The sequence below is a fragment of the Streptomyces sp. NPDC059897 genome (genome assembly GCF_042730865.1).
Lineage (GTDB): Bacteria > Actinomycetota > Actinomycetes > Streptomycetales > Streptomycetaceae > Streptomyces.
Map to the genome: position 1 here is coordinate 50,711 of NZ_JBHWKQ010000027.1, position 26,981 is coordinate 77,691.

Annotated in this window: 27 protein-coding genes; 14 read left to right on the forward strand and 13 right to left on the reverse strand. The window is 71.9% G+C overall.

All coding sequences use genetic code 11. The features are described 5' to 3' along the window. Positions 1-34 precede the first annotated feature (34 nt). Positions 35-709, forward strand: coding sequence for a HEAT repeat domain-containing protein (locus ACFV9W_RS26580; RefSeq protein ID WP_385765305.1), 675 nt, complete (start codon positions 35-37; stop codon positions 707-709). A gap of 2 nt (positions 710-711) precedes the next feature. Further along, positions 712-1,722 (forward strand): MerR family transcriptional regulator, encoded by a 1,011-nt coding sequence (locus ACFV9W_RS26585; RefSeq protein WP_385765210.1) that lies wholly within the window; start codon positions 712-714, stop codon positions 1,720-1,722. Between the two features lie 73 nt (positions 1,723-1,795). Here the strand turns inward: ACFV9W_RS26585 and ACFV9W_RS26590 are convergent, their stop codons facing one another. Genes ACFV9W_RS26590 through ACFV9W_RS26600 form a run of 3 tightly spaced genes read right to left on the reverse strand, consistent with a single transcriptional unit; the run spans position 1,796 to position 4,849 of the window. Next, complete coding sequence (locus ACFV9W_RS26590) at positions 1,796-2,719, reverse strand: glycine betaine ABC transporter substrate-binding protein (protein WP_385765212.1); 924 nt, start codon at positions 2,717-2,719, stop codon at positions 1,796-1,798. A 17-nt stretch (positions 2,720-2,736) separates the two neighbouring features. After that, complete coding sequence (locus ACFV9W_RS26595; RefSeq protein WP_385765214.1) at positions 2,737-3,660, reverse strand: ABC transporter permease; 924 nt, start codon at positions 3,658-3,660, stop codon at positions 2,737-2,739. After that, a complete protein-coding gene (locus ACFV9W_RS26600) occupies positions 3,644-4,849 on the reverse strand; it encodes a glycine betaine/L-proline ABC transporter ATP-binding protein (protein ID WP_385765216.1) in 1,206 nt (401 codons plus the stop codon). The genes ACFV9W_RS26595 and ACFV9W_RS26600 overlap by 17 nt, the downstream gene beginning before the upstream one ends. Before the next feature lie 204 nt (positions 4,850-5,053). Between ACFV9W_RS26600 and ACFV9W_RS26605 the strand changes: the two genes are divergently transcribed. The 6 genes from ACFV9W_RS26605 (at position 5,054) to ACFV9W_RS26630 (ending at position 12,258) form a co-directional block, all read left to right on the forward strand. Next, the gene (locus ACFV9W_RS26605; RefSeq protein ID WP_385765218.1) at positions 5,054-5,860 is read left to right on the forward strand and encodes an IclR family transcriptional regulator; all 807 of its coding nucleotides are present in this window, start codon (positions 5,054-5,056) and stop codon (positions 5,858-5,860) included. 76 nt (positions 5,861-5,936) lie between these two features. Continuing rightward, positions 5,937-6,809 carry an alpha/beta fold hydrolase gene (locus ACFV9W_RS26610; protein WP_385765220.1) on the forward strand — a complete coding sequence of 291 codons (873 nt, stop codon included), beginning with the start codon at positions 5,937-5,939 and terminating at the stop codon, positions 6,807-6,809. Positions 6,810-6,926: 117 nt separating this feature from the next. Next, positions 6,927-7,709, forward strand: coding sequence for an IclR family transcriptional regulator (locus ACFV9W_RS26615; protein ID WP_385765222.1), 783 nt, complete (start codon positions 6,927-6,929; stop codon positions 7,707-7,709). Between the two features lie 183 nt (positions 7,710-7,892). After that, complete coding sequence (locus ACFV9W_RS26620) at positions 7,893-9,953, forward strand: FAD-dependent oxidoreductase (RefSeq protein WP_385765224.1); 2,061 nt, start codon at positions 7,893-7,895, stop codon at positions 9,951-9,953. 20 nt (positions 9,954-9,973) lie between these two features. Beyond that, a complete protein-coding gene (locus tag ACFV9W_RS26625) occupies positions 9,974-11,233 on the forward strand; it encodes an SRPBCC family protein (RefSeq protein WP_385765226.1) in 1,260 nt (419 codons plus the stop codon). Continuing rightward, on the forward strand, positions 11,230-12,258 hold the full coding sequence (locus tag ACFV9W_RS26630; RefSeq protein ID WP_385765228.1) for a 2Fe-2S iron-sulfur cluster-binding protein: 1,029 nt from the start codon (positions 11,230-11,232) through the stop codon (positions 12,256-12,258). Before ACFV9W_RS26625 ends, ACFV9W_RS26630 begins: the two co-directional genes overlap by 4 nt. A gap of 30 nt (positions 12,259-12,288) precedes the next feature. On the opposite strand, the gene ACFV9W_RS26635 is transcribed toward ACFV9W_RS26630, so the two are convergent. Then, positions 12,289-12,663 carry a cupin domain-containing protein gene (locus ACFV9W_RS26635; RefSeq protein WP_385765230.1) on the reverse strand — a complete coding sequence of 125 codons (375 nt, stop codon included), beginning with the start codon at positions 12,661-12,663 and terminating at the stop codon, positions 12,289-12,291. A gap of 73 nt (positions 12,664-12,736) precedes the next feature. On the opposite strand from ACFV9W_RS26635, the gene ACFV9W_RS26640 reads away from it, so the two are divergent. Beyond that, positions 12,737-13,210 (forward strand): MarR family winged helix-turn-helix transcriptional regulator, encoded by a 474-nt coding sequence (locus ACFV9W_RS26640; RefSeq protein WP_385765232.1) that lies wholly within the window; start codon positions 12,737-12,739, stop codon positions 13,208-13,210. Positions 13,211-13,346: 136 nt separating this feature from the next. Next, positions 13,347-14,081 carry a hypothetical protein gene (locus ACFV9W_RS26645; protein WP_385765234.1) on the forward strand — a complete coding sequence of 245 codons (735 nt, stop codon included), beginning with the start codon at positions 13,347-13,349 and terminating at the stop codon, positions 14,079-14,081. A 22-nt stretch (positions 14,082-14,103) separates the two neighbouring features. Here ACFV9W_RS26645 and ACFV9W_RS26650 read toward each other — a convergent pair whose 3' ends face one another. The 4 genes from ACFV9W_RS26650 to ACFV9W_RS26665 are packed head-to-tail and all read right to left on the reverse strand — an operon-like array spanning position 14,104 to position 18,243. After that, positions 14,104-15,582 (reverse strand): sialate:H+ symport family MFS transporter, encoded by a 1,479-nt coding sequence (locus ACFV9W_RS26650; RefSeq protein WP_385765236.1) that lies wholly within the window; start codon positions 15,580-15,582, stop codon positions 14,104-14,106. A gap of 59 nt (positions 15,583-15,641) precedes the next feature. Then, positions 15,642-16,337, reverse strand: a complete 696-nt coding sequence (locus ACFV9W_RS26655) for an N-acetylmannosamine-6-phosphate 2-epimerase (RefSeq protein WP_385765238.1) — start codon at positions 16,335-16,337, stop codon at positions 15,642-15,644. Continuing rightward, positions 16,337-17,287 (reverse strand): ROK family protein, encoded by a 951-nt coding sequence (locus ACFV9W_RS26660; protein ID WP_385765240.1) that lies wholly within the window; start codon positions 17,285-17,287, stop codon positions 16,337-16,339. The genes ACFV9W_RS26655 and ACFV9W_RS26660 overlap by 1 nt, the downstream gene beginning before the upstream one ends. Next, positions 17,284-18,243 carry a dihydrodipicolinate synthase family protein gene (locus tag ACFV9W_RS26665; RefSeq protein WP_385765242.1) on the reverse strand — a complete coding sequence of 320 codons (960 nt, stop codon included), beginning with the start codon at positions 18,241-18,243 and terminating at the stop codon, positions 17,284-17,286. The genes ACFV9W_RS26660 and ACFV9W_RS26665 overlap by 4 nt, the downstream gene beginning before the upstream one ends. A gap of 195 nt (positions 18,244-18,438) precedes the next feature. Here ACFV9W_RS26665 and ACFV9W_RS26670 point away from each other — a divergent pair, with 195 nt between their 5' ends. Further along, on the forward strand, positions 18,439-19,155 hold the full coding sequence (locus ACFV9W_RS26670; protein ID WP_385765244.1) for a FadR/GntR family transcriptional regulator: 717 nt from the start codon (positions 18,439-18,441) through the stop codon (positions 19,153-19,155). Between the two features lie 13 nt (positions 19,156-19,168). Here the strand turns inward: ACFV9W_RS26670 and ACFV9W_RS26675 are convergent, their stop codons facing one another. Both ACFV9W_RS26675 and ACFV9W_RS26680 read right to left on the reverse strand, forming a co-directional pair. Further along, entirely contained in the window at positions 19,169-20,041 is an 873-nt protein-coding gene (locus ACFV9W_RS26675) for an oxaloacetate decarboxylase (RefSeq protein WP_385765246.1), read from the reverse strand. Positions 20,042-20,077: 36 nt separating this feature from the next. Then, on the reverse strand, positions 20,078-21,013 hold the full coding sequence (locus ACFV9W_RS26680) for an MBL fold metallo-hydrolase (protein WP_385765248.1): 936 nt from the start codon (positions 21,011-21,013) through the stop codon (positions 20,078-20,080). A gap of 131 nt (positions 21,014-21,144) precedes the next feature. Between ACFV9W_RS26680 and ACFV9W_RS26685 the strand changes: the two genes are divergently transcribed. The 3 genes from ACFV9W_RS26685 to ACFV9W_RS26695 are packed head-to-tail and all read left to right on the forward strand — an operon-like array spanning position 21,145 to position 23,308. Beyond that, a complete protein-coding gene (locus tag ACFV9W_RS26685) occupies positions 21,145-21,315 on the forward strand; it encodes a hypothetical protein (RefSeq protein ID WP_385765250.1) in 171 nt (56 codons plus the stop codon). Continuing rightward, complete coding sequence (locus ACFV9W_RS26690; RefSeq protein WP_385765252.1) at positions 21,302-22,693, forward strand: amidase; 1,392 nt, start codon at positions 21,302-21,304, stop codon at positions 22,691-22,693. Before ACFV9W_RS26685 ends, ACFV9W_RS26690 begins: the two co-directional genes overlap by 14 nt. 48 nt (positions 22,694-22,741) lie before the next feature. After that, positions 22,742-23,308, forward strand: coding sequence for a TetR/AcrR family transcriptional regulator (locus ACFV9W_RS26695; protein WP_385765254.1), 567 nt, complete (start codon positions 22,742-22,744; stop codon positions 23,306-23,308). A 93-nt stretch (positions 23,309-23,401) separates the two neighbouring features. Here ACFV9W_RS26695 and ACFV9W_RS26700 read toward each other — a convergent pair whose 3' ends face one another. The 3 genes from ACFV9W_RS26700 to ACFV9W_RS26710 all read right to left on the reverse strand — a co-directional run bounded on the left by ACFV9W_RS26700 (position 23,402) and on the right by ACFV9W_RS26710 (position 26,917). After that, a complete protein-coding gene (locus ACFV9W_RS26700; RefSeq protein WP_385765256.1) occupies positions 23,402-23,830 on the reverse strand; it encodes a hypothetical protein in 429 nt (142 codons plus the stop codon). Positions 23,831-23,839: 9 nt separating this feature from the next. After that, positions 23,840-26,137, reverse strand: a complete 2,298-nt coding sequence (locus tag ACFV9W_RS26705; protein ID WP_385765258.1) for a hypothetical protein — start codon at positions 26,135-26,137, stop codon at positions 23,840-23,842. Positions 26,138-26,335: 198 nt separating this feature from the next. Then, a complete protein-coding gene (locus ACFV9W_RS26710; RefSeq protein WP_385765260.1) occupies positions 26,336-26,917 on the reverse strand; it encodes a TIGR00730 family Rossman fold protein in 582 nt (193 codons plus the stop codon). Positions 26,918-26,981 lie beyond the last annotated feature (64 nt).

The following is a 26,981-nucleotide window of genomic DNA, read 5'->3' on the forward strand; positions in this document are numbered from 1 at the left end:
AAGGTCTTCACTGCTCGCCGAGGAGGTGGTCTCGATGACGATCACTGGGCAGGACACGGAGACCTCGCGCGCGCTGCGGGGGCTTGAGGACGGGGACGTATCGGTGCGGCTGCGGGCCGCGCTGGCGATCGGCTCGGCGCCCGACCCGCGCTGCGTCGGCAGGCTGGTCGAGCGGTGCGCGGTCGAGCCGGAGTTCTACGTCCGCGACATGCTGACCTGGGCACTCACCCGGCACCCGGTGGACCTGACACTGCCCGCGGTGCTCCGCGAGGTGCGGTCCGAGCGGGCGCAGGCGCGGAGCCAGGCGCTGCACACCCTCTCCAAGCTCGGGGACCGGAGCGCATGGCCCGTGATCACGCGGGAGCTGCTGGCCGACCCCGACGACGAGGTCGCGCGGAGCGCCTGGCGGGCCGCCGTCGTGCTGGTGCCGGACGACGAGCAGGGCACCCTGGCCGGTGTGCTGGCCGCGCAGCTCGGCCGGGGCGGGCGCGAGACCCAGCTCAGCCTGAGCCGCGCCCTCGTCGACCTCGGCGACGCGTCCGTGCCCGCCGTGGACGCGGTCGCGCGTGCCGCCGACGACCCGGACGTACGCGCGCACGCGCTCGCCACGCGGCGTGTCCTGGACGACCCGGACACCGGAATCGGCTTCGCGATCGAGGACGCCAAGCGCGTCGTGGCACTCGACGGGGCTCCCGTGGTGGACGATTAAGTGTGTTGATCGGTGAGGTGGCGCGGAGGTCCGGGGTCAGTGCCCGCATGCTCCGGCATTACGAGTCGCTGGGCCTGGTGCGGCCCTCGGAACGCACGGGCTCCGGGTACCGCGAGTACTCGGGCGACGACATCCGGCGGATCTTCCACATCGAGAGCCTGCGCTCACTGGGGCTCTCGCTGCGGGAGATCGGGCGCGCGCTCGACGAACCGGGCTTCACGCCCTCGGCGCTCGTCGGTGATCTGATCCGGCAGACGCGCGAACGCATCGCGGCCGAGACCGAGTTGCTCACGCGCCTGAACCGGATCGACGCCGCCGACCCCGGCGACTGGGAGGAGGTTCTCCAAGTCGTCGCGCTGCTCCAGGCGTTGGGCTCGAAGAGCGCCGACGCCCGGCAACGCGCGGCTCTTTCGTCGGGCGGCCAGGACGCGATGCCCGTGGAGGCCCTGGTGGAGGCGGTGCTGAGCGAGACCGACACCAATGTCGCCGGGGCGCTGCGCTGGGCGCTGGCGCGCTCGGGCGGCGCCGACGGCGTGCCACTGCTCGTGGAGGCACTCGACTCGCCGAAGGCCGCCGTACGGGAGCGGGCCGCCCAGTGCCTCGCCGAGCTGCCCGGCACCGAGGCCGCCGCGGCGCTGCGGGAGGCCCTCGGCAGCGCCGACGCCGTGGTCCGGGGGCGTGCCGCCGTCGCGCTCGGCAACGCCGGAGCGGCCGACGCGGTGCCGGAGCTCGTCGACATGATCGTGGCGGGCCGGAACGACACCGACGCGGCGGACGCGCTGAGCGTGCTGGCGGGCGACACCGCGGCCACGGAGGACATCGCCGCCGCGCTCGTCGACCGCCTCGCCGCCCCCGCCACCGAAGCGCCCGCCCGCGGCCGGCTCACCCAGGCGCTGGCGGGCATCCCCGGGGCGACGGCGACCCGCGCCCTCGTCGACCTGTCCGCCGACGAGGACCGCGCCGTGGCACTGACCGCGACGTACCTGCTCCGGCTGCGCGACGGCGAACGCTGACGCGGGGCCGGAGCGGCGGATCAGGTGGGCAGGGCCGTCTTTCGGCGCTACTTCAGTCAGCCGTCTCCCGGCGCTACTTCAGCCAGCTGTCCACCAGCTTCTTGTTGCCGTCGATCCACTCCTTCGCCGCCGCTTGCTCGTTGCCTGTGCCCCTCTTCTGGAGGAGGAGTTCCAGGCTGCCGAGCTGGCTGCTGTTCATACGGAAGTTCTTGAGCCAGCCGGCGACCTCGGGGTTGGCCTTGGAGTAGCCCTTGGAGGCGACCATCTGGACCTTGTCGGGCTTGCCGTAGGACTTCTTGGTGTCCTTGAGGACCTTGAGCGGCATCTTCGTGTACGCCCAGTGCGGCCGCCAGAGCGTGACCACGATCGGCTTCTGGTTGTTGATCGACTTCTGGAGGGCGGAGAGCATCGCGGACGTGCTGGACTCGGTGAGCTCGTACTCGCTCTTGAGGCCGTAGTCCGGCAGGACGGGGGAGCGGGTCAGACGCATCAGTCCGGAGCCCGCCTCGATACCGACGATCTTGCCGCCGAACTCGTCGGCCTTGCCCTTGAGGTCCTCGATGGTGTTGACGTCCTTGACGTACTTGGGGACGGTCAGGTTGAGGTCGGCCGGCTCGTACCAGGTGCCGAGCTTCTCCATCTTGGGGCCGAGCTTCTTCCAGTACGTCTCGTGGGTCACCGGCAGCCAGGCGTCGAGGTAGATGTCGGCCTGCTTGTTGGCGATGCCGGTGTAGGTGCTGGCGATGTCCAGGTCACGGACGTCGACCTTGTACCCCTCGTCCTCCAGGATCTGCTTCCACAGGAAGGTCGCGGACACCCCCTCGTCCCAGCCGGCGACGTAGGCCAGCTTGACCGTCTTCGAGCCGCCGCCGCTGTCGTCGTCGGAGCCCCCCTCGACCTTCGAGGTGTTCCCGCTGCAGGCGGTGGCGAGCAGGGTGAGCGCGGCGGCGGTGCAGCCGAAGAGGTAGGCGGTGCGGCGGCGGCGATTGCGGATCATGGCTGGAGCTCCTGTCTTCACGCGGAAACCGGAGTGGTGGGCGAGGTGGGAGAGGGCGACTTCTCCGTGTCGGCCACCGGGGTCGTGCCGGCGCGCCCGCGGCCCGGACGACGGCGTATGCGGGGGGTGGCGAGGGCACTGGTGACGCGGTCGAGGAAGATGGCGAGGAACACGACGGCGAGGCCGCCCTGGAAGCCGATCCCCACGTCGAGCTGGCTGATGCCGCGCACCACGATGGTCCCCAGACCGTCGGCGCCGACCATGCCGGCGATGACGACCATGGAGAGCGCCAGCATGATGACCTGGTTGATGCCGGCCATGATCGAGGGCAGCGCCAGCGGGAGTTGGACACCGCGCAGGATCTGCCCGTGCTTGGCCCCGAAGGCGTGCGCGGCCTCCACGACCTCCGGATCGACCTGCCGGATGCCCAGTTCGGTCAGGCGCACGGCGGGCGAGACGGCGAAGGCGATGGTGGCGACGACGCCGGGGACGAGCCCGATGCCGAAGAAGAAGACGGCCGGGATCAGGTAGACGAAGACCGGCAGCGTCTGCAGGAAGTCGAGGACGGGCCGCACCAGCGTGCTGGCCAGCGGGCTGCGCGCGGCCCAGATGCCGATCGGCACACCGATGACCACGGCGAACACCGACGCGACCACCACGACGGCGAGCGTCTGCATCGCCGGGGTCCACAGACCCATGCCCTGGATCAGGAGGAACGCGCCCAGGGTGTAGACGGCGAAGAACCAGCCACGGGCGAGGAACGCGAGCACGGTGAACACCGCGATGATGACCAGCATATGAGGGGCCGTCAGCACGAAGAGGACCGCGTTGACCAGTTCCGTCATCACGGAGGTGACGGCGTCGAAGAGGCCGCTGAGGTTCTCGGTCAGCCAGTCGACGGCCTTGTTGACCGGGGTGCCGAGATCAACGCTGAACAGCATCGGCCACCTCCTCCTGTGAGCTGCCTACTGCTTCGGAAGTATCGTCCCGTTCACGGGAGTTGGCGGCCCGCGGTGCGGAGAGAGCGGTGAGCAGCGCCGCGCGGGGCACGACTCCGAGCAGTCGCCCGTCGTCGTCGGTCACGGCCAGCGGCACCGCGTACCGCCCGGCCGCAGGGAACAGATCCACCAGCAGCGTGTCGGGGCCCGCCCGCCCGTAGGCGCCGGTCAGGCACTCCGGGCTGTCGCGCAGGGCGGTGTGCCCCGCGTCGGCGGCCCGGGCGACGGCGTCGGCGTGGGCGACTCCGGCCACGCCCCCGTCGGCGTCGAGGACATGGACGGCGTCCGCACCGAGGTCCGTGAGGGAGCGCAGGACGTCGCGCGGGTCGTCGTCGAGGGCGGCCGTCGCCGGCGGTTCGCGCATGACGGCGCGGGCGGTCAGCACGCGGGAGCGGTCGACGTCGGAGACGAAGTCGCGTACGTAGGCGTCGGCGGGGGAGTCGAGGATGTCGGTCGCGGTGCCCAGTTGCACCACGCCCCCGTCGCGCATGACCATGATCCGGTCGCCGAGCCGCATCGCCTCGTTGAGGTCGTGGGTGACGAAGACGATGGTGCGGCGCAGATCGCGCTGCAGGCCGAGCAGCAGGTCCTGCATGTCCCGGCGGATCAGCGGGTCGAGGGCGCTGAACGGCTCGTCCATGAGCATGACCTCGGCGTCGGTGGCCAACGCCCTTGCCAGACCGACGCGTTGACGCATGCCGCCGGAGAGCGCGCTGGGGTAGGAGTCGGCCCAGTCGGCGAGGCCGACGGTGCGCAGCGCCCAGTCCGAGCGCTCCTGGCGCTCGGCGGCGGTGCCGCCGCGCAGCCGGATGCCGTACGCGGCGTTCTCGCGGACCGTGCGGTGGGGGAAGAGCGCGAAGTGCTGGAAGATCATGTTGACCTTGCGGTTGCGCAGTTCGCGCAGCTCCGCATCGTCCATCGCGAGCAAGTCCCGCCCGTCGACGCGGAGTTCGCCCGAACTGGGCTCGACGAGGCGGTTGAGCATCCGGAGCAGGGTCGACTTCCCGGACCCGGACAGGCCCATGACGACGAAGAGTTCGCCGGGCTCCACGGTGAAGGACACGTCGCGTACCGCGTGGACCGGGTTGTCTGCGGTCTCGAAGACCTTGTTGAGCCGTGCTGCTTCTATCACCGTGCCCCACCTCCGGGGAACCGCGCGAGGCGGTTTGGAACGCATGTCCGAGCTGGTGTTTCGCAATGCGCAACAAATGTGCAGTACGGTGTGACGATGCCGTTGATCGTGACGGCGCGTCAAGGCTCTTGCGTGCGGGCAACCGCGAATTAACGTCGACGAGTGGCAAGTTGGGCCGTCGGAGCGGGGCGGGAGGGTGCTGTGGTGACGACCGGCAGCCGTGGGCGAGCGCGCGACCGTGCGGTCCAGTCCGTCGACCGGGCGGTATCGGTCCTGCAGATCCTGGCGATCCGCGGCTCGTGCGGCGTCACCGAGATCGCCGGACAGCTCGGCGTCCACAAGACGACCGTGTTCCGGCTGCTCGCCACCCTGGAGGCGCGCGGCCTCGTCGAGCAGGGGGCGGAGCGCGGCCGTTACCGGATCGGGCACCCGCTCACCGAACTCGCCGCCGCTGCGGTCGCCGGGACCACCGACCTGTTCCTCGTCAGTCGCCCCGTCTGCCAGGAGCTGGCACAGGCCGCCGGTGACACCGTGAACGTCTCGGTCCGCGAGGGCCGGGACGTGGTCACCGTTGGACAGGTGGCCGGTGAGGCCGCGATCGCGAGCGTCGACTGGGTCGGCAGGCGCTGCCCGCTGCACGCCACCGCCGCGGGCAAGATCTTCCTCGCCCACCCGGCCCCCGACCGGCACGGACGGCTGCCCGCGGAACCGCCGAACGGGGAGGCGCTGGAGCGGTACACCCCGCACACCATCACCGTCCAGGAGCACCTCGCGGCGGACCTCGCGACCGTACGCGAACGGGGCTACGCCGTCTCGTTCGAGGAGCACGAGATCGGCCTGGTGTCCCTGGCCGCGCCGGTCCACGCCCTCGACGACACGGTCGTCGCCGCCGTGACCCTCTCAGGGCCGGCCTTCCGCATCCGCGAGGACACCGTCCCCGGCCTGGCCGGGCAACTCCTCGCGGCGGCCGAGCGGATCTCCTGGCGGCGGGGGCAGGTCAAGCGGGGCTGAGGGGGAGGGATCGGCGCAAGGGGTGTGAGTGGATGCGCGGATCCGTGGGACACGTGGGGGAAGGAGGGAGAACTGCATGCGACACCTCACCACCCGGGTCGGCGGAATCGAGACCTTCTACCGGGAGAGCGGCCCCCACGACGCGCCGGTGGTCCTGCTGCCGCACGGCTATCCGGGGTCGTCGTTCGTGTACCGGCACCTGATGGCCGAGCTGGGCGACCGCTGGCGGCTCGTCGCCCCCGATCTGCCCGGTTTCGGGTACAGCGGTACCCCCGCACCGGACGAGTTCGGGTACACCTTCGACGCCTACGCCGACTTTCTGTACGACTTCGCCAAGGCCCTGGACCTGCGGCGGTATGTGATCTGGCTGCACGACTACGGGTCCCAGTTCGGCCTGCGGCTCGCGATGCGCGAACCGGACCGGGTGGCCGGACTGATCATCCAGAACGGGGACATCTACGAGGACGAGTTCGGGCCCAAGTACGACGCCCTGCGGCGCTTCTGGGCCGAACCGGGACCCGAGTCGCGTCGCGGGATCGCCGCGAACGTCACGCTGGAGGGCTTCCGCGACGAGTTCGCCGGAGAGCTCCCCGAGCACGTCGCGGACCGGGTACCGCCCGACCTGTGGACGCTGCACTGGGCGCTGATGCGGGACCCCGACCGGGTGGCGAACCTGGTCCGGCTCCTCGAGGACCAGCCGAGCACGCTGGCGTGGTTCGAAAGCCAGCGGGCCTACCTCCGCGACCAGCGGCCCGAGACGCTCATCGTGTGGGGCCCGCACGACGGGTACATGCCCGAGGCCGCCGCCCGCGCCTATCACCGCGACCTCCCCGAGGCCGAGCTGCACCTGCTCGACGGCGGGCACTGGCTGCTGGAGACCCACCTCGACGAGGTGGTCCCCCTGGTCCGCGACTTCCTCGGCCGCGTTCTCCCGGGCCCCAAGGACTGAGCACCCGAGGCCTGAGCCCCAAGGACTGAGCCCGCGAGGGCGGGGACGCCTGCCGTGTCCGCGCCCGGCCGCGATCGCCACCGGTGTGCGCAGGCGCTTCCTGGATAGGCTCCCCGTATGAGCAGCAAAGGTCGCGCGCGGGACACGTCGGTGCAGTCGGTGGACCGGGCGGTGTCGATCCTCCAAGTGCTGGCCGTGCAGGGCCCGTCCGGCGTCACGGAGATCGCCGACGCCCTGGACATCCACAAGTCGACCGTCTACCGGCTGCTCGCCACGCTGGAGTCGCGCGGCCTCGTCGAGCAGGACAGCGAGCGCGGCAGCTACCGGATCGGCTACACCGTCGTCGAGCTCGCGGGCGGCGCGACCAAGGGCAACGACCTGTCGCTGCTGAGCCGTCCTGTCTGCCAGGAGCTGGCCGCGGCCGTCGGTGAGACGGTGAACGTGGCGGTCTACGACGGCGAGGCCGTCATCAGCATCGACCAGGTGCTCGGCAACGCGGCCATCACCAGCATCGACTGGGTCGGCAAGCGCACGCCCCTGCACGCGACGTCGGCGGGCAAGGTCTTCCTGGCGCACATGGCGCAGCCGGAGGCCGCCGAGATCCTCGAGCGGCCGCTGGAGGAATTCACGCCGCACACCATCACGGACCCGGCGCTCCTGAAGGAGCAGTTGCAGGGCGTGCGTGAGCTGGGCTACGGCGTCATCAGCGAGGAGCTGGAGATCGGGCTCGCCTCGCTGTCCGCCCCCATCAGGTCGTTGAACGGCGAGGTCATCGCCACCGTGACGGTCTCCGGACCGACGTTCCGGATCAACGACCACACGATCTCCGGGCTCGCCGAACAGCTGGTGGCGGCCGGCGAGAAGATCTCGTGGCGCAAGGGCTCCATCCGGCGCGGCTGATTACGCAACGGTAGGGGTTGACGACGGGCTTTCGCGCGCCGCACATTTGTCTCGCATCGCGTTGTTGTTTCATATCGCGAAACGGGACGTGGCGACGCCGTCGTCACGCAGCCATCCCCGTTGCCCCTCCCACGTGTCATCACATCCGGGCCACAGAGCTTCCCTGCCTCCCTTGGAGCTGTCGTGCGCGCACCGAACACGAACCTGGATCCCCTGCTCCAGCCCTTCCGGCTGAAGCACCTCACCCTGCGCAACCGGGTGGTCAGCACGTCCCACGAGCCCGCCTTCGGCGAGGACGGACTGCCCAAGGACCGCTACCGCGCCTACCACCTGGAGAAGGCCCGCGGCGGCGTCGGCCTGACGATGATCGGCGGTTCCGCGGTCGTCTCCCCGGACAGCCCGCCCTCCTTCGGCAACCTGCTGCTCCACCGCGACGAGATCGTGCCCTGGCTGCGCCTGCTCGCCGACGACGTGCACGCGGCGGGCGCCGCCGTCATGTGTCAGGTCACCCACCTCGGGCGCCGCACCAGCAACTACACGGGGGACTGGCTCCCGGTGGTCGCCGCTTCCCCGCTGCGCGAGCCCGCCCACCGCGCGTTCCCCAAGGCCGCCGAGCACTGGGACCTGGACCGGATCGTCGCCGACTACGCCGCCGCGGCCGTGCGCTGCAAGGAAGGCGGCCTGGACGGCATCGAGTTGCAGTCCTACGGCCACTTCCTCGACGGCTTCCTCTCCCCGGCGACCAACCACCGCGACGACGAGTACGGCGGCGACCTGGAACACCGGATGGCCTTCCCCCGCCGCGTGATCCGCGCGGTGCGCGAGGCGGTCGGCCCCGAGTTCGTCGTCGGCATCCGCATGTCCCTGGACGAGGACCTGCCCGGCGGCCTCACCCTCGCCGAAGGCCTCGCCGCAGCCGGGCAGTTCACCGCCGACGGCATCGATTTCATCAGCGCGATCCACGGCACCATCGAGTCCGACGCCTCGCTGTCGAGGACGATCCCCTCGATGGGCACCCCGCTCGGCCCCTTCCTCGACTTCACCGGCGAGATCCGCCGTCGCCTCGACATCCCCGTCATGCACGCCGCCCGCATCGCCGACCCCGCCACCGCCCGGCACGCCCTGCGCGAAGGCCTCCTCGACCTCGTCGGCATGACCCGCGCGCAGATCGCCGACCCGCACCTCGTCGCCAAGATCCGCTCGGGCGACGAGGACCGCATCCGCCCCTGCGTCGGGGCGAGTTACTGCCTGGACGCGATCTACGACTCCGGGGACACCAAGTGCATCCACAACCCGGCCACCGGCCGTGAACTCCAGATCCCGCACACCGTCCCGCCTTCAACGGGGCCGAAACGCCGGGCAGTTGTCGTCGGCGGCGGCCCCGCGGGCCTGGAGGCGGCCCGGGTCCTCGCCGAACGCGGCCACGACGTCGTGCTGTTCGAGGCTGGCGACCAGGCGGGCGGGCAGATCCGGCTCGCCGCACAGAATCCCCGCCGCCAGGACCTCCTCGGCATCGTCGACTGGCGCGTCGCCGAGTGCAAACACCTCGGCGTCGACCTGCGCCTCGGCACGTACGCCGAAGCCTCCGACGTGCTCGCCGAACACCCCGACCTCGTCGTCGTCGCCACCGGCGGCCTCCCCAACCGCTCCTTCCTCACCACCGGGGAGGGGCTCGTCGCGGACACCTGGGACGTGATGTCCGGCTCGCTGCGCCCGCGCGCCGGCAGCGAGACCCTGATCTACGACGACCACGGCGGCCACCCGGCCATGGACGCCGCGGAACTCCTCGCCACACACGGCGCCCGCCTGGAGTACGTGACACCGGAACGCACGCTCGCCCCCGACGTCGGCGGCATGAACTCACCCGCGTACCTCCGGGCGTTCACCGAGCACGACGTCACCGTCACGCTCGCCCGGCGCCTGCGGTCCGTGCGCAGGGGCGGGGGCGGCCGGCTCGTGGCGACCCTGTTCAGCGAGTACACCGGCACCGAGACCGAACGCGCCGTCGACCACGTCGTCGTCGAGCACGGCACCCTCCCCAACGACGAGCTGTACACCGACCTGCTGCCCGCCTCCCGCAACCTCGGCGAGGTCGACCACCGAGCCCTCCTCGCCCGCGAGCCACAGGCCGTCGTCCGCAACCCGGCGGGCCACTACCAGCTGTTCCGCATCGGCGACGCGGTCAACAGCCGCAACATCCACGCCGCCGTGTACGACGCGCTGCGCCTGTGCCTGCCCGTCTGACGAGTCTTCGGAGCGACATCATGACCGTGCACGCCTCCTCCGACACCAGCCCCGCCGAGCTCGTCGCCCGCCGCGCCGCGGGCCACAGCCTCGAAGCCCCCTTCTACGTCAGCGACGCGTTCTTCCACCTCGACGTCGACGCCGTCTTCGCCCGCAGCTGGATCTTCGCCGCCGCAGAGGCCGAACTCCCCGAACCCGGCGACTACATCACGCTCACCGTCGGCCCCTACTCCGTCATCGTCGTCCGCGACGACGACGAGGAGGTGCGGGCCTTCCACAATGTGTGCCGCCACCGGGGCGCCCGCATCCTCAACGACGAGCGCGGCTCCGTCGGCAACATCGTCTGCGGCTACCACCACTGGACGTACGGCGTGGACGGACAGCTGCTGCACGCGGAATCGCAGCCGCCCGACTTCGACCGCTCGTGCTTCGGCCTGCGCTCCGTCCACCTGCGCACGGTCGCAGGACTCGTCTTCGTGTCGCTCGCGGCCGAACCGCCCACCGACTTCGACGAGTTCGCCGCACACGTCGAGCCCTACCTCGCGCCGCACGACCTGGCACGCGCCAAGGTGGCCGCGCAGATCGACCTCGTCGAGCACGGCAACTGGAAACTCACCATGGAGAACAACCGCGAGTGCTACCACTGCGCGGGCCACCCCGAACTCCAGCGCTGCTACTTCCCGCTCTACAACTTCACCGAGGACGAGGTCCCGCCGGGCATGCGGGCCACCTTCGAGCGCTTCCAGAAGGCAGACGCCGAGGCCCGCGCCACGTACGAGTCCCTCGGCCTGCCCTACGCCACCATTGAGGAACTGGACTCCCGCCCCACCGGCTTCCGTATCCAGCGCGAACCGCTCGACCTCGCGGGGGAGTCCTTCACGCCCGACGGCAAGGCCGCCGTACGCCGCCTGCTCGCCGACTTCCCGACGGCGCGCCTCGGTCACCTCGGCCTCCACCTGCAGCCCAACGCCTGGTTCCACTTCTCGGCGGACCACGCGGTGCTGTTCTCCGTCGTCCCGCTCGCCGCGGACCGCACCCTCGTACGCACCACATGGCTCGTGCACGCGGACGCCGAGGAGGGCGTCGACTACGACCTCGACACCCTGACCGGGGTGTGGGTGGCCACCAACGAACAGGACGCGGTCTTCGTCTCCCGGGCCCAACTGGGCGTGAGCAGCCCCGCGTACGCACCGGGCCCCTACAGCCCGACCGAATCCCAGGTCGAGTCCTTCGTCACCTGGTACATCACCCGGCTCAAGGCGCACATGGAGGGGCCATGACGACCGCGACGCTGACGGCGGCGGGGTCCCCGCCCGCCTGGGCCGACAGCCTGCTGGTGTGCCGGCAGGTGCACGACGTGACGGCGGACGTGCGGACCTTCGTGCTCGCGCCCACCGAACCGCGGCTCTTCCGCCACGACCCCGGCCAGTTCCTCACCCTCTGCCTGGACATCGACGGCGAGCCCGTCGAGCGCTGCTACACCCTCTCCTCGGCGCCCACCCGCCCCGACCTCGCCACCATCACCGTGAAACGCGTCCCCGGCGGCCACGTGTCGAACTGGCTGCACGACCACCTGACACCCGGCGGCACGGTGTGGGCGCGCGGCCCCCTCGGCCGGTTCACGATCAACCAGCACCCCGCCCCGAAGTACCTGTTCCTCTCGGCGGGCAGCGGCGTCACCCCGCTCATGTCGATGACCCGCACGCTGTACGACCTGGCCCACCCCGTCGACGTCGTGTTCATGCACAGCGCCCGCACCTTCGACGACATCATCTTCCGCCGCGAACTGGACTTCATCGCCGCCGCGTCCCCCAACTTCCGGATCCGCCACCTCCTCGACGACCACGGCGAGCAACTGAACGCCCAGGTGCTGCGCGCCGAGGCTCCCGACCTGGCGGAACGCGAAGTCTTCACCTGCGGCCCGGCCGGCTACATGCGGGCGGTACGAGAGATGCTCACCTCCGATGGCTTCGACATGACCCACCACCATGAGGAGAGCTTCACCTTCGAGCCACCGGTGACCCCCGTCGCCGAGCCCGGTACCGGCTTCAAGGTCCAACTGGCCCGCACCGGACGCACCATCGAGTGCGACGCGGACACCCCCGTCCTGTCGGCCGCGGCCCGCGAGGGCATCACGCTCCCCGCGTCCTGCGCGCAGGGCATGTGCGGCACCTGCAAGACGACCCTCCTGTCCGGCACGGTCGACATGCGGCACGCGGGCGGCATCCGCCCCCGTGAGATCACCAACAACAAGATCCTGCTGTGCTGTTCGACGCCGCGGGAGGACCTGGTGATCGACGTGTAGCGCCCGTCACCGCGGCCGTCACGGCGGCCGTCACTCGGCCCAGGGGAGCGGGATCCTGTCCTCGCTGCCGGGCAGCATCGCCCTGCCACCGACCGCCATGGCGACCAGCGCCTGGGCCGGCCCGCCCGCCGCCTTCACCTGCCGCACGACCCCGGCGGGCAGGACGACGGCCTGCCCGGCAGTCGCCCGCTCCACCTTGCCCTCCACGTCCACCTCGAACTCGCCGCCCAACGGCATCCAGACCTGCTCGCGGTCGATGATGTGCACCGGCGTGGCGGAATCGGCGTTCAACTCCACCCGCCACGTACTGACTTCGGTACTGCCCTGGCTGGGGGCCGCGAGACCGAACATCGCCCCGGCCGGGCTCTGGGTCGTCCGCTGCGCACTTTCACTGATCACGTTCATGACGTCTCCTATGTAAAGTGGCTTTACTCGCGCCGAGTAAAGCCACTTTATTCAGTTGTGTCAAGATGAGGACATGGAGACCAACGACCCCCTCGAGCGCACCGAACTGACCTTCCTGCTCGGGATGGCGTTCCAGTTGGTCCTCACCGAGTTCGTGAGCCGCGTGGACGCGGCCGGCTACTCCGACCTGCGTCCTGTGCACGGACTGGTCTTCCAGATGCTGAAGGACTCCGGCGCGACCAGCAGCGAGCTCGCCGAGGGCCTCGGAGTCACCAAGCAGGCCGCGGGCCAGATCATCGACGACCTGGAGAAGCGGGGATACGTCGAACGGCGGCCGCACCCCGCGGGCGGCCGCCGCAAACTCGTCGTCCTGACCGACAAGGCCACGGAGCACCTCGCCGTGGCGGGGCGCATCCTGCACGACCTGGAGGGACAGCTGGCCGAGCGTCTCCGGGCGGCCGGGCGGGAGCTGCCGCGGGCCGAACTCGCCGCCATCGTCCGTACGTTGGCGGGCGACGCGATTCCGCCGTTGCGGCCGGTGTGGTGAACGATTCCGAGCAGCACGAACGCGCCGCCCCCGTTCAACCGGGGAGCGGCAGGACGTTGAGTAAAAGGCAGTAGTGGGAGGAACCGGGGTACCTGGGGAGCGTGGCGCCACCCATCAGCGGATCGCGCCCTGTTTCATGGCCCGCATGTTTGGCACCGCCGTACACGAAGAACACCCGCCCACACCTCAGGAGCAGTCCCTCGACCGCAAGGGCGGTCCCGGACACACGCTCCTGATGGCGCTCGCCCTCGCGATCCCCACCGTGAAGGTCGCCTACACGGTGGGCGGCGGGGAGCCCGCCCGTGATGTGTTCGTCGGGATGGAGCTGGGCAACTGGCCGGACGTGCTCATCGGCATGCTGCTCACCGAGCCCGCCCTCGGCTCGGTGTTCGGCGTCGTCGTGTCCCGCGTCGTCTTCGCCCTCTTCGCCGCTCGCGGGTCCGTGCCGAAGGGGAGCGGGGTGGCGCAGGCGGCGCGGCGGGTGGCGCTCACCCTCGTCAATCCCGTCGCCGTCGGGATCATCGCCGCCTGCTTCTACGGTCCGTGGTGGGGGCTCGGCACCGGGGTCGTGGCGTACGCGCTGCGGCTGGGGGTCGTCGGCGGACACCGGTGGGAACAGGGTCTTTCGCTGTTGCTGACCGTGGTCGTGCTGCCGCTGCTCGCCTTCGGCTCGGCCCTCGACGGGAAGGCGTGGACGTCGGTTCTGGAGTGCCAGGTACAGGAAGGGACGCGGAACACGCCCCAGCGCCTCATCGAACTCGGCCGCAAGGGCAACGGTGTCGTCGGCTGGAGCCTGGACACCGAGGAGGTCGTGAACGGCGCCGGGTGCGTGGACACCGGAAGCCTGCGGGTGCGCAGCGCCTGGTGGTGACCGGCGCTGCGCACCCGGTACGTCAGGCCTTGCTGCCCGCCCCGTTCGGCTGCGGCGTGTCCGCCACCGGCGCCGCAAGGTCGACCGCCAGGTGGTCGTGCGTGGCGTCCGGGTTCGTCAGGCGGTTCAGGCGGGCCGGGACGTCGAGGCCGACCAGGGCCACGACGATGATCGTGCCCGCGAAGGTGAGGACGGCCAGGGCCCGGCCCAGTGGCATCCCGTCGGCCAGTGAGGCGCCCAGGACCGGGGCCACCGCACCGCCGAGCGCACCGACGTTGTAGGTGAAGCCGAGGGCGGCCGCCCGGTTCTCGGTGGGGAAGTGGCCGCCGATGTAGCGCGGCAGCAGACCGGAGATGCCGAAGCTGAGCCCCTGCAGGACGAACAGGAGCGCGCCCAGCAGGAGCAGGTTGTCCTTGACCGCGAACACCGGGAAGACGAACACCATCGACGCGATCAGGGTGAGCGCGTACGCCTTCTTCGTGCCGATCCAGTCCCCGACGAACCCGGCGAGCCAACAGCCCGCCATCGTCCCGAAGCCCGCGAAGAACATCGCGTTGCTGACCTGGCCGGGGGAGTAGCCGAGGTCCGACTTGAGGTACGTCGGCAGCAGCGCCTGGATGGGCCAGGTGTAGAGGAACGCGAAGAACACCGTCACGGTCATCGCCACGTACAGAGTCCAGTTGCGGCGCCCGCCCAGCTGCGCGGCGAGCGCGATGAGCCCGACACCCGCGACGACGGACAGTACGGGCACGTACCCCGACCCGACGGGGGTGAACACGGCGAACAAAGAGATCGTCGCCGCGACCGCCAGAACGGTGTTGGCCGTGGCCCGGGCCGTCGTCGCGAACAGTGGGCGGAAGGGGTTGGGCTTGGTTGCCCGCTGCTCGACCGTCTCGCTCCACTCGGCGGCCTCCGGCAGCGCCCGGCGCAGCCACAGGGCCACCACGATCGGGAGGATCCCGATGTAGAACATCCACCGCCAGCCCAGAGCCGGCACCACCCATTTGTAGACCTCGGCGGCCAGCACCGAACCGACCGAGAAGCCGGAGATCAGGAACCCGCTCGCCCGGTTGCGCAGGCGCGCCGGCCAGCTCTCCATCGCGTACGTGGCGCTGGCGCTGTACTCGCCCGCCATCCCCATACCGATGGCGAGCCGGGCCACGAACAGGCTGGTGTAGTCCCAGGCGAAACCGCAGGCGAAGGTGCCCAGGGAGTAGAGCAGGATGCTGACCACCATCGACAGTTTGCGGCCGTAGCGGTCGCCGAGGGCGCCGAGCACGGCGCCGCCGATCCACCGGGTGATGAACGCGGCGGACACCAGGCTGGCGCCCTCCACCGTGCTCAGCCCGAAGTCGTCACTGATCTCCGTGAGGACGAGGGTGATCAGGACGAAGTCGAAACCGTCCAGGACGTAGCCGACCCAGGCGGCGAAGAACGACTTCCACTGGGTACCGGTCACCTCGCGGTACCAGGGACGTGTGTCGTGGGATGCAGTGCGCACGATGTCTCCATGATGTCGGACCGCCTCGGCATTGAGCACGGGCCGCGGGCGGTGATGTGTCAGCGCTGGGTGAGTCCCGCGACGAATTGGCCGGTCAGGGCGGTGGGAGCGGTGATGGCTGTGCCGACCACGACGCTGTGGGCGCCGCACGCGAGGGCGCGCGCGGCCTCCTGCGGGGTACGGATGCGGCCCTCGGCGACCACCGGGATGTCGACGGCTGCGGCGAGCGCGGCGACGAGGTCGAGGTCCGGGCCGTCCTGCGGCGGCGTGCCGGGGACGTAGCCGGAGAGCGTGGTGGACACCAGGTCGGCTCCCTCGGCGGCCGCGGTGACACCTTCGTCGTACGTCGACACGTCGGCCATGACGAGGGCGCCCGCCGCGTGCACCGCCTCGGCCGCCGCGGCGAAGGTGCCGCCGTCGGGGCGGGGGCGGTCGGTGGCGTCCATCGCGACGACATCCGCCCCCGCCTCGGCGATCGCCAGGGCGTGCCGGACGGACGGCGTGATGTAGACGCCGGTGTCGCCGTCCTTCCACAGGCCGATCAGCGGCAGGTCGACCGACGCACGGATGGCGGCCACCACCTCGGGTTCGTTGGCGCGAATGGCGGCCGCGCCGCCCGCGGCGGCGGACCGTGCCAGGCGAACGAGGGTGGTGGTCTCGCGCATCGGGTCGCCGGGCGGGGCCTGGCAGGACACGATCAGCCGGCCCGAGAGGGCTGCGGCGAGAGCGGCGGAGGAGGGAGGGATGGTGGTCATCACAGGCTCTGCTTCTGGTGTCGGGGTTGGTGGAGGGGTGCGGTCGCGGTGAGCGCGGCGGCGCCGAGCACGGCCGCGTCCGCGCCGTTCCTCGGCCCCTCCGGCTTCAAGTGGCGTAGCAGCGGCAGGAGTTCACCGGCGAACGCGCGGTCCAGTGCGTCCCGGTACAGCGGTCCGATCCGCGGCACGCCGCCGGCGATCACGACACGGTCGGGGCCGAGCGCGTTGGCGAGCCCGCCGAGGGTGCGCCCGGTCGCCGTCGCGCCGATGATGATTGCGCGGGCCGCGTCGTCGTCCCCCTCCGCCGCGCGTTCGGCGACGGTCTGCAGTCGGTCGACGGTGCGCCCCGTGAGCCGCTCGTACAGTGCCGTGATTCCCGGCCCCGAGGCGACGGCCTCCAGATGCCCGCTCGCGCCGCAGGTGCACGGAAGGCCCGCGGCCTCGGGGCTCGGCAGATGCCCGATGTGCCCCGCCACGCCCGCGACCCCGTGCAGCATGCGGCCGTCCGTGGCGACCGCGCCCCCGACGCCCGTGCCGACGGCGACGAACAACAGCGTCCCGGCGCCGCCGAGCGCGGCGAGTTCGGGTGCGGCCGTGGCCCGCACGTCGTTGTCGCAGGCGACCGGGAGTCCCGTGCGGTCCGCGAGGCCGGCGGCGAGCGCGGTGCCCGCCCACCCGCGGATCGTGTCGGTGGAGGCAGTCACCGTGCCCGTACGGGGGTCGATGACACCTGCGGCGGCGACACCGACGGCCACTGCGCCTTGGTCGACGGCCCGTGCCGCCTCGCCGAGCGCGTCGAGGACGGCAACGGGCCCCTCGGCGGAGGGGGTCGGCCTGGTGTGGCGGTCGAGTACGGACCCGTCCGGGCCCACCAGAGCGGCGTCGATCTTCGTGCCGCCCAGGTCGAGCCCGATCACGGGACCGGACACGGGAAGGGGGTCGGTACTCATCGGACCGGCGCGAGCCCGGCGGCCCGCAGGCGCACGGCGATGCTCTCGACGGACGGCGCGCCCAGCTGGATCTGCGGGAACGCGGTGTCGCCGTTGTCGATGACACCGAGCAGCCGCAGCGCGCCCTTGAAGGAACCGAGCGCCGACGAACTGCGCCCCATGTCCACCTCGGGCCCGACGTCGACGATGCCGAACAGCTCGACGAGCCGCTCCTGTTCCTTGGCCGCCAGGTCCCAGTCACCGGCGCGGGCGGCCTCATAGAGACGTACGTACGCGGCCGGATCCACGTTCCCGATGCCCGGCACGACACCGTCGACGCCGGCCAACAGGGCCGCGTCCACAGTGAGTTCGGAGCCGGTGAGGATGCTGAAGTCCGGCGCGGGGCCCGACTTCCTGCCGTGCCGGCCGCCCAGCTCGACGATCAGGCGGCGCAGTCCGCCCTCGTCTCCGCTGCTGTCCTTGATGCCCGCCAGCGTGCCGTCCTGCGCCAACTCCCGCAGCAGCGCGGTGGACAGCTTGCTGTGCACTGACACCGGCAGGTCGTATGCGAACAACGGCAGATCGACACGCGCGCGGATGCGCCGGAAGTGCCGGGCGATCTCCAGGGGGTGCGTGCGCGTGTAGAACGGCGCGGTGGCCACGAGCCCGTCGGCGCCCAGCTCCGCCGCCTTCGCGGCGTGGTCGAGGACGCGCGGCGTGGTGGTGTCGATGACACCGGCGAGTACCGGCACCCGGCCCGCCGCGGCGCGCACCACCGTCTCCAGGGCCGTGCCGCGCTGCGCGTCGGTGAGGTAGGCGACCTCGCTCGTCGAGCCCAGGGCGAAGAGTCCGTGCACGCCGCCGTCGACGAGGTGCTCGACGAGCCGGGACAGAGAGGCGGTGTCGATGTCGCCGTGCGCGTCGAGCGGCGTGCAGACGGGCGGGACGATCCCGCGAAGAGGGCTGGTGAGAGGCATTGCGGTGCTCCAGTGCTGCTGCGGAGGCGCGGCCAGTGACCGGCCACGAGGTAAGACGTAAGATGTCTTACGTCAGGCGTCACCATAGACTCAGCTGGGCGCCACAGGTCAAGAGCGTCGTACGTCACACCCGGGAACCATGCCGGGAAAGCAACACCGGGTCGTCACGTCCCGGCCGATCGGAAGGAGTCGTCGGTGGCCCGCTCCACGCTGACCGCGGACGTGCAGGAGAGCATCAAGCAGCTGATCCTGGAGCGCGGTCTCGCGCCGGGCAGTCCGCTGCCGCCCGAGGGTGAGCTGGCGGAGCTCTTCGACGTCAGCCGGGTCTCACTGCGCGAGGCCCTGAAGGCGCTGCAGGCCCTTCAGGTCATCGAGATCCGGCGCGGCTCCGGCACCTTCGTGGGTTCGCTCTCCCTCGACCCCTTCGTCAAGGGCCTCGCCTTCCGTGCGGCCGTGCGACACCGCAACGGCGAGCCGAGCCTGTACGAACTCATGCGCGTGCGCGAGGCGTTGGAGGCCGGGCTGATCGAGAGCGTGGCGGTGTCCCTGCCCGAGGAGGACCTCGAGGCCCTGCGGGGGATCGTCGCGGAAATGGAGAAGGAGGCGGAGACGGGGCGCGTCGCGCGGGCCACGGACCGCGCCTTCCACGTGGCGCTGTACCGCTCCCTCGACAATTACCTGCTCAGTGAGGTGCTCGACGCGTTCTGGGCGGCCATGGACCAGGTCCGTGACGACATCGGCGACAGCCACCAGGTGGGTGCCGTCACCGCCGCCCACCACAAGGCGATCGTGGAGGCCCTGGCCGCGGCGGACGGGCCCCGCGCGGCGGCGGCGATGCGCACGCATTTCGACGGGATCCGGGAGCGGCTCGCACCGGGCGGCGTGGCCGCGGCCGTCCGCCCGGTGGACTGAATCGGGCGTCCGGTCAGTCTCGGGGCCCCGCCCCCTTGTCGTACCGGCCCCGCAGGTCCTCCCAGAATCCGAGCCCCACGGAGTCGAACAGCCCGCGCACCGGCGGCTGTCCCGCGGTGTCGAGGTCGCCGGTCGCCGCGCGGGCCAGGGCGTCGCGCATCGCGGCGGCGGCGCTGCCCACGTTGAGGAGCGGCATGATGACCAGCGCGTATCCGGCCTCGCGCAGCACGTCGAGGCCCGCTTCGGGTGTCTTGCCGCCGGGGACGAGGTTGAAGAGCGCGGGCGCGGCGACCTCGGACGGCACCCGCCGCACCTCCTCCAATGACTGCGGTGCCTCTACGAACACCATGTCGGCGCCCGCCTCGACGTACCGGTTGACCCGCCGCACGGCCTCGTCGAAGCCGTGCGTGGCCCGGCAGTCGGTGCGGGCGATGAGGACGGTGCCCGGATCGCGGCGCGCCTCGGCCGCCGCCTCGATCTTCGCGGCGAACTCCCCGGCGTCCACCACGCGCCTCTCGTCGAGGTGTCCGCAGCGCTTGGGGAACTCCTGGTCCTCCAGCTGGATCGCGGCGACCCCGGCCCGCTCGTACAGCTGGACGGTCCGGTAGGTGTGCGTGATGTCGCCGAACCCGGTGTCCGCGTCGGCGATCAGCGGGATGTCCAACACCCCTGCCAGCAACCCGGCCTGACGGACCATCTCGGTCTGCGTGGCGAGCCCGATGTCCGGCAGCCCGTTCGCGGCGGCCACGGCCGCGCCCGACATGTAGGCGGCGCGGAATCCGGCGCCCGCCGTCAGGGACGCCGACAACCCGTCGTACACACCTGGCGCGAGCACCGCCGACCGCTCCCGCAGGATCTCCCGCAGCCGATTGCGCGTGTCCGTCATGAGTCTGCCTCCACCGGGTTGGTTCCTCGTTCGAGATCAGTTCCCTATTCGACCCTTCGAGGGGCCGTCGGGGGAAGTGGGCGAGTGCGGGCCGGCCGGGACGGGGGAGAGTCGGTAGGTGCCGTCGTGGGTGACGACGCTGCCCGCCGTGGGCGGGGCGAAGTGGGTGCCCAGGACGAGTGTGTCCGTGCCGGCGAGTGAAGCGAGCAGCGCCCGGCGCGTGCGCTCGGACGCCTCCGGGTCGATGTCCACGCAGGCGCCGATGGCGGGGTGGGAGAACTGTACGGGGTGGTGGACGCAGTCACCCGTGATGAACGCCGTCGCCCCGTGGTCGGCGAGTTCGACGGCGACGTGGCCCGGGGTGTGTCCCGGCGTGGGGAGCAGCCGCAGGCCGGGGGTGACGGTGAGCCCCTCGGCGGGGACGTCGACGAGGTCGAGCAGCCCTGCCTCCTCCACCGGGAGCACGGAGTCCCGGAACATCTGCTCGCGCGCCTCGTCCATGTCGTACGCGGCCCAGAACTCGCGCTCCGTGCGGGAGACCAGGTAGCGGGCGCGCGGGAAGGTGGTCACCCATGCGCCGTCCACGTTCCGGGTGTTCCAGCCGACGTGGTCCGCGTGCAGGTGGGTGAGGATCACCAGGTCGACCGATTCCGGTGGGAAGCCGGCGGCGGTCAGGGTCTCCAGGTAGTCGGTCCGCAGGTCGTGCCAGGCGGGGTTGGCCCGCACCTTGCCGTTCCCGATGCCGGTGTCGACGAGGACGCGCAGGTCGCCGACGATGCAGGCGAAGGTGTGGCTGTCGAGGCGGAGGGCGCCGTCGGCGTCGGCGAAGTGGGGGTGCAGCCAGTCCTGTTCGGCGACGAGGCCCGGGGTGGCGCCGGGCAGCAGCCACGGGCCGGTGGCGGGCGGCAGGGGTGTCTCGTCGATGCGATGGACGGTGATGTCACCGACGGTCCAGGAGGGGGTGGTGGTCATGCGACGGCTCCTCAGAAGTGGCGGTGGGTGGCGGTGGACACTAAAAGCCATTCGTTTGCGTTAGTGGACCGTAGGGGCTACGGTCCACTAACGCAAATGGTTAGCGTTTGGAGTGCAAGGGAGAACCGTTCATGTCCGATGCCGAGCGGCACGCCGCCGCCGTCGCGGCCACCGCCGAACACATCCGCTCCGTCGTCTCGGTCCTGCGGGAGCTGGACTTCGGGGACACCCCGCCCGCCCTCGCCCACCGCGCGGAACAGCTGCGGTCGCCGGAACAGGAGAAGCCCGTTGCAGCCGTATGAGATGTCCTTGAGCGAAGCCGCCGATGCGATCGGGGAACGGCGTTTGTCGCCCGTCGAGTTGGCGGATTCCGTCCTGAGCCGCATCGCGGAGACGGAACCGGGCCTCGGGGCCTACGTCACCGTCACCGCCGACCGCGCCCGTGACGCGGCACGCGCGGCCGAACGCGAGATCGCGGCCGGTCACCGCCGCGGGCCGCTGCACGGCATCCCCATGGGGCTCAAGGACATGATCGACGTGGCGGGGCTGCCGACGACGGCCAGCTCCCGGGTGCGGGCCGGTCATCGCGCGCAGGCCGACAGTACGGTCGCCGCCCGCCTGGCGTCGGCCGGTGCCGTGCTGCTGGGCAAGACGCACACCCACGAGTTCGCCTACGGCCTCATCACCCCGCAGACCCGCAACGCCTGGGACGCCGACCGGGTCGCAGGCGGCTCCAGCGGCGGCTCCGCCGTGGCCGTCGCCTCGGGCATGGCGACCTTCGCGCTGGGCACCGACACCGGCGGTTCGATCCGGGTGCCCGCCGCCCTCAACGGCGTCGTCGGGCTGAAGCCGACCTACGGTCTTGTTCCCCGCCGGGGTGTCACCGCCCTGTCCTGGTCGCTGGACCACGTCGGCCCGATCACCCGCACCGTCGAGGACGCGGCGCTGGTCCTGAACGTGCTGGCCGGCCACGATCCGCACGACCCGGCCTCGCTCCAGGTGGCACCGACGGACCACCGGCCCGGTGCGGACGGACGCCTCACAGGGCTGCGGGTCGGGGTGCCGCGCACCTACTACTTCGACCACGTCCAGCCCGAAGTGCAGGCCGAAGTCCGGCGCGCGATCGACCAGTTGGCGGAGCTCGGTGCCCAACTCGTCGAGATCGACATCCCGATGACCCGCTACGTGCAGGCCACGCAGTGGGGGCTGATGGTCCCCGAGGCGACCGCGAACCACGAGCGCACCCTGCGTACGGTCCCCGAGCTGTACCAGGCGGACGTCCGCACCCTCCTCGAAGCGGGCGAGTCGATGCCCGCCGGGGACTACCTGCGTGCCCTGCGCTCGCGGACGCTCATGCGCGAGGAGTGGGCCCGGGTGCTGCGACAGGTCGACGTGGTCGCCGCGCCCTCGGTCCCGGCGACCGCCGTCGAGTCCTCCCAGGAGACGATCACCTGGCCCGACGGCACGGTGGAAGCGGTGTCCGACGCCTACGTACGTCTGTCGGCCCCGGCCAACATCACCGGGCTGCCGTCCCTGTCCGTCCCGGTCGGCCACGACACGGCCGGACTGCCGATCGGCATGCAGCTGCTCGGCCGCCCCCTCGGCGAGCGGACCCTGCTGCGGGTCGGACACACCTACGAGCGGACCCGCCCCGCGCGCACGCTCGCGCAAGCGGCGTGAGCGAGCGCGACCCCGTAGACGCAATGATTTCGCTTTAACATGGGAGTCATGAGCAGGCAGATGGCACGCCCCGGCGGGCGCAGCGCCCGGGTCCAGGCGTCCGTGCACGAGGCCGTCCGCGCACTCGCCGCCGAGGTGGGCAGGGACGCGGTGACGGTGCCGATGGTCGCCCAGCGCGCGGGCGTGACACCGTCGACGATCTACCGCCGCTGGGGAGACCTCCAGGCGCTCCTGTCCGACGTGGCGGTCGAGCGGCTGCGGCCCGACACGGAGCCGCAGGACCACGGCACCCTCTCCGCGGACCTGACGGCCTGGGCCGAGCAGTTCCTCGACGAGATGGCCGCACCCGCGGGGCGCGCCTACATCCGCGACGCGCTGCTCGGCGACCCGGACGGCAGCAACGCGGGCCAGTGCTCCGCCTACGCCGCGGAACAGATCGACGTCGTCCTCGCCCGCGCGCAGGGACGCGGCGAGCGGACACCCGACGTCGAGACCGTCATGGACCGCGTCGTCGCACCCCTCATGTACCGGATCCTCTTCCGCCCGGACGGCATCGACGCCGCGTACGCCCGCCGCCTGACGAGGGAGACGCTCGCAGCGGCCGGCCCTTGCTGACGTAGTGGTCGGTGTACGTCGATCCGGGGGCGCAGTCCTCGAAGTACCGCTTCTCGTCGGGCGTGTTGGAGTCGGGACCGTGTCCGGCATCGGTCACGCGGTGCCTTCGCTGCCGAAGCGGCGGCGGAACTCCTCCGCGAGGGTGCCGCCGGCCGCCGTCACCAGCTGGCCGACCACCGGGTGGATGACGAGGCTGGTGACGGCGCCCGCGAGTGCGGGGAGGTGGCGGGCGAACCAACGGCGCACGTACTCCATGGTGGAGAGGTCGGGTTCCGGCGCGGTCGCGGACTCCTCCAGCTCGTCGAGGAGTTCCCCGGCCCGCTCCGGGGCATCGTCGGGCAGCAGCGCCCGTACGCGGGCGAACTCGGCGCGCAGCTCGGCCAGTTGCTGCTCGCTCACGGCGGAGGGGACGGCGGGCCCCTCCACCCGGGAGACGGTGTTGTCGCGGCCGACGACCACCTGGCCGGACACACCGCCCTCGGTCCGGATCTCGTAGCGGTCGCCGCCTGGTGTGTGGGACATGGGCTCTCCTCAGTCGATGCCCGGAGTGGGCTCCGGGGATGGTTCCGTGTCGGTAGGGGTCGGAGAGGGCGTCGGTGGGGGCGGCGGGACGGGAGAGACCGGGCCGGTGGGCGCGGTGACGGCCGACCCGGTCACCTGCATCGTCACGTCCTGCTGCCCCGCGTCGTCGGGCATGGTGACCAGCGCCTTGTGCGGGCCCGGCTTCTTGGGGGCGAAGGTGACCCGGAAGACGCAGTCGTTCGAGCCGGCCGGGGGCGGGCACGAGGTCAGTGCGGTCCTCCAGTTGGCGGGGTCGCTGGACTTCAGGGCCTGCTCGTTGTCGCACTTGAGCCACGAGGTGAAGTGGACGGTCTCGGTCCGCGTGGCGCCGACCTTGACGACGCCGAAGTCCCGTGCGGGCAGCCCGACCGGCGGGCAGTCGCCCGAGTTCGGCAGCGGCGTGCCGCCGCGCGGGCCTGTGGGAGTCGTGGTCGCGGGGGACGGCTGCTGCGTCGGGCTCTGGCTCGGGCTCGTGGCCGACCCGGTGGGGCTCGCGCTCAGTGAGTGGGTGCCCAACGAGGAGGTGGGCTTGGGCAGGGGGATGGCGCCCGGCGGAGCGCCTCCGGCGAGAGTGGCGGCGCCGAACGCCACGCCTGCTGCCGTCAGCGCGCCACCGACACCGACACCGACGGGATGGGCCGCGACGACATGCTGCACGGAGTGGCGCGCCCGGTGCAGGCCCCAGCCGCGGGGGTGCGGCATTCCGGCGCCGACCGGGTCGGGACCGCCCGCGCCGACCGGGTCGGGACCGCCCGCGCCGGGCTGGGCGGCCGGACCGCCGCCCTGGCCGGGACCCGGCACCCCCTGGCCACCGAGCCCGCCACCCCCGCCGCCCGCCTGTGCCGCCGCGTAGCCGATACCTCCGCCACCGCCCACGAGTCCCGAGGACGCCGTGCTCAGCGCGACGACCCGGACGTGCACCTCGTGGGCGAAGTACGACTCGTCCGCCACGGCGCCCAGGAACTGCGCCGCCGCCCTGCCGTAGCGCAGGACCTGACCCCACACGCCCCAGCGCAGCGAGAGCGCGAGCAGCGGAGCCGCGGCCCGCGCGAGGTCCCGCACGCCCCGGTGGTCCTCGATCATGGCCAGATTCCCGAGGACCCGCCGGATCGCCGCGGCCTCGGCGCACGCCTCCTGTCGGGTGGCGCGGGTCCGCAGCCAGTGGGTGAGGGCGGGCGCGAGCTGGGCGGCGCCGGGCAGCGCCCCGGACTGCTGGGCGACGAGCACCGCGAACGGCCCGCAGGGGCAGAGGTCGTCCCCGTCGGCCTCGACCAGGCGCAGCGCGGTGAGTTCGGCGAGCGCCGCCGGATCGGGGCGCACCCCGAGCGCCGACAGCAGGACGGGGGACGAGGGCAGCGGGGCGAGGGTGCACAGCGGTCGCAGCAGCCCGACCGCCCGTTCCGACAGGCGGGCCGCGGTGCCGACGGCGAGGGCGGTGTCGTCGACCGGGAAGAATCCGGGTGGCCAGGGCGGGCCGCCGTGGGCACCCCGTCGCTGCGCGGCGTTGAACGCGGCGGCGGCCTGCAGGATGGTCTGCGGGTGCCCGTGGACGGCCGCGATCAGGTGCCGTGCGGCGTCGGCCGCGGGCCCCGCCGGCCAGTGCCCCACCTCCCGGGCCAGCAGCTCGAACGCATGCCGTTCCTGCAGTCCCTCCAGACGCAACGGTCGGGCATCGGGCCGCTCGACGCGGTCCACGGCGGCCGTGAGCAGCCCGCACCCGGGTGTCGCCTCGATCAGCGAGCCCAGGTCATCGGGGGAGACCTGGAGGTCGTCGACGACCAGCACCATGCGCAGGGCGCCCAACAGCTGCCGCAGAGTGGCCGGTTCGGGTTTGTAGCCCTCGACGGGGCGGCCGTCGGGAAGCTCGTAACAGGCCTGGAAGATCTCCTGGAGCAGGTCCTCCGCAGTCCTGTCGGCGGCGTGCAGATGGAGGACCGACCGCCCCAGCGCGAGCTGCTCGGCGGCGCAGCGGCGCAACAGCGCGCTCTTTCCGATGCCGGGCGGCCCGAAGACCTGCACCCGCCGTCCAGCCCCCAACCAGCCGCCGATCGCCGCCAGTTCACTGTCCCGGCCGAGCGGCGCCTCGCGCTGCCCGCGCAGCGCGGAGCCGCCCGGATACGGACGCGTCCGAAGCCGCAACTGTGGTGGACCCTCGGGCCGGTAGGCGACGTACGCGCCCTGTTCGGCGTTGATGACGACGTTGTTGCGGCCGACGACGACCTGCCCGTTCAGTTCCCCGCGTACGTCGACCCTGCCCACATCCCCCATGGGCTCGTCCTTCCCCCGTTGCGCCTTGACAGCGTTCTACGCCGACCGGGCGCCCCCTTCAAGGCAGTTACGGCAGATAGGGGCAAGGGGTGGAAATTGGGGTGGAAGTGGGGGAGGGGGGGGCTGGTCGGCCGGTGTCCGCGCGTGCCTCGGGCCGGCCGGTTGTCGAAGGCTCTCGCCGGGCGACTGCCGGGCCGACTAGCGAAGGCTCTCCCCGTGTGCGGGCTCCGGGCTGTTGCGCAGCCGCTCCTCCAGCGCCTCCAGCAGGCCGGGCAGATCGGGGGCGACGGCGAGGTCGTCCAGCGTGGCCGCGGGGAGCAGGCCGGAGTCCGCGATGCCGCGCAGGGCGCCCAGCAGGGGCGACCAGAAGCCCCCGGCGTCCAGGAAGCCGACGGGCTTGGCGTGGAAGCCGAGCTGGCGCCAGGACCACACCTCGAAGATCTCCTCCAGCGTGCCGAGACCCCCGGGCAGGGCGACGAAGGCGTCGGCGTGGTCGGCCATCAGCGCCTTCCGCTCGTGCATCGAATCGCACATGAGCAGCCGCGTCACACCCTCGTGCGCCCACTCCCGCTCGACCATGCTGCGCGGCATGACACCGATGACCTCGCCGCCGGCGCGCAGGGTGCTGTCGGCGATGGCGCCCATCAGGCCGCGCCGGCCGCCGCCGTAGACGAGCCCGATTCCGCGCCGGGCCAGCTCCGCGCCCACATGGACGGCCAGTTCGGTGTGTGCCGGGTCGATTCCGTCGGACGAGGCGAGGAAGACGGCGAGGCGGCGCATGGTGATCTCCGGGTCGGCAGCGGCGGACGTTCTGGTCTACCACGGGCGCGGTGCGGCGGACCCG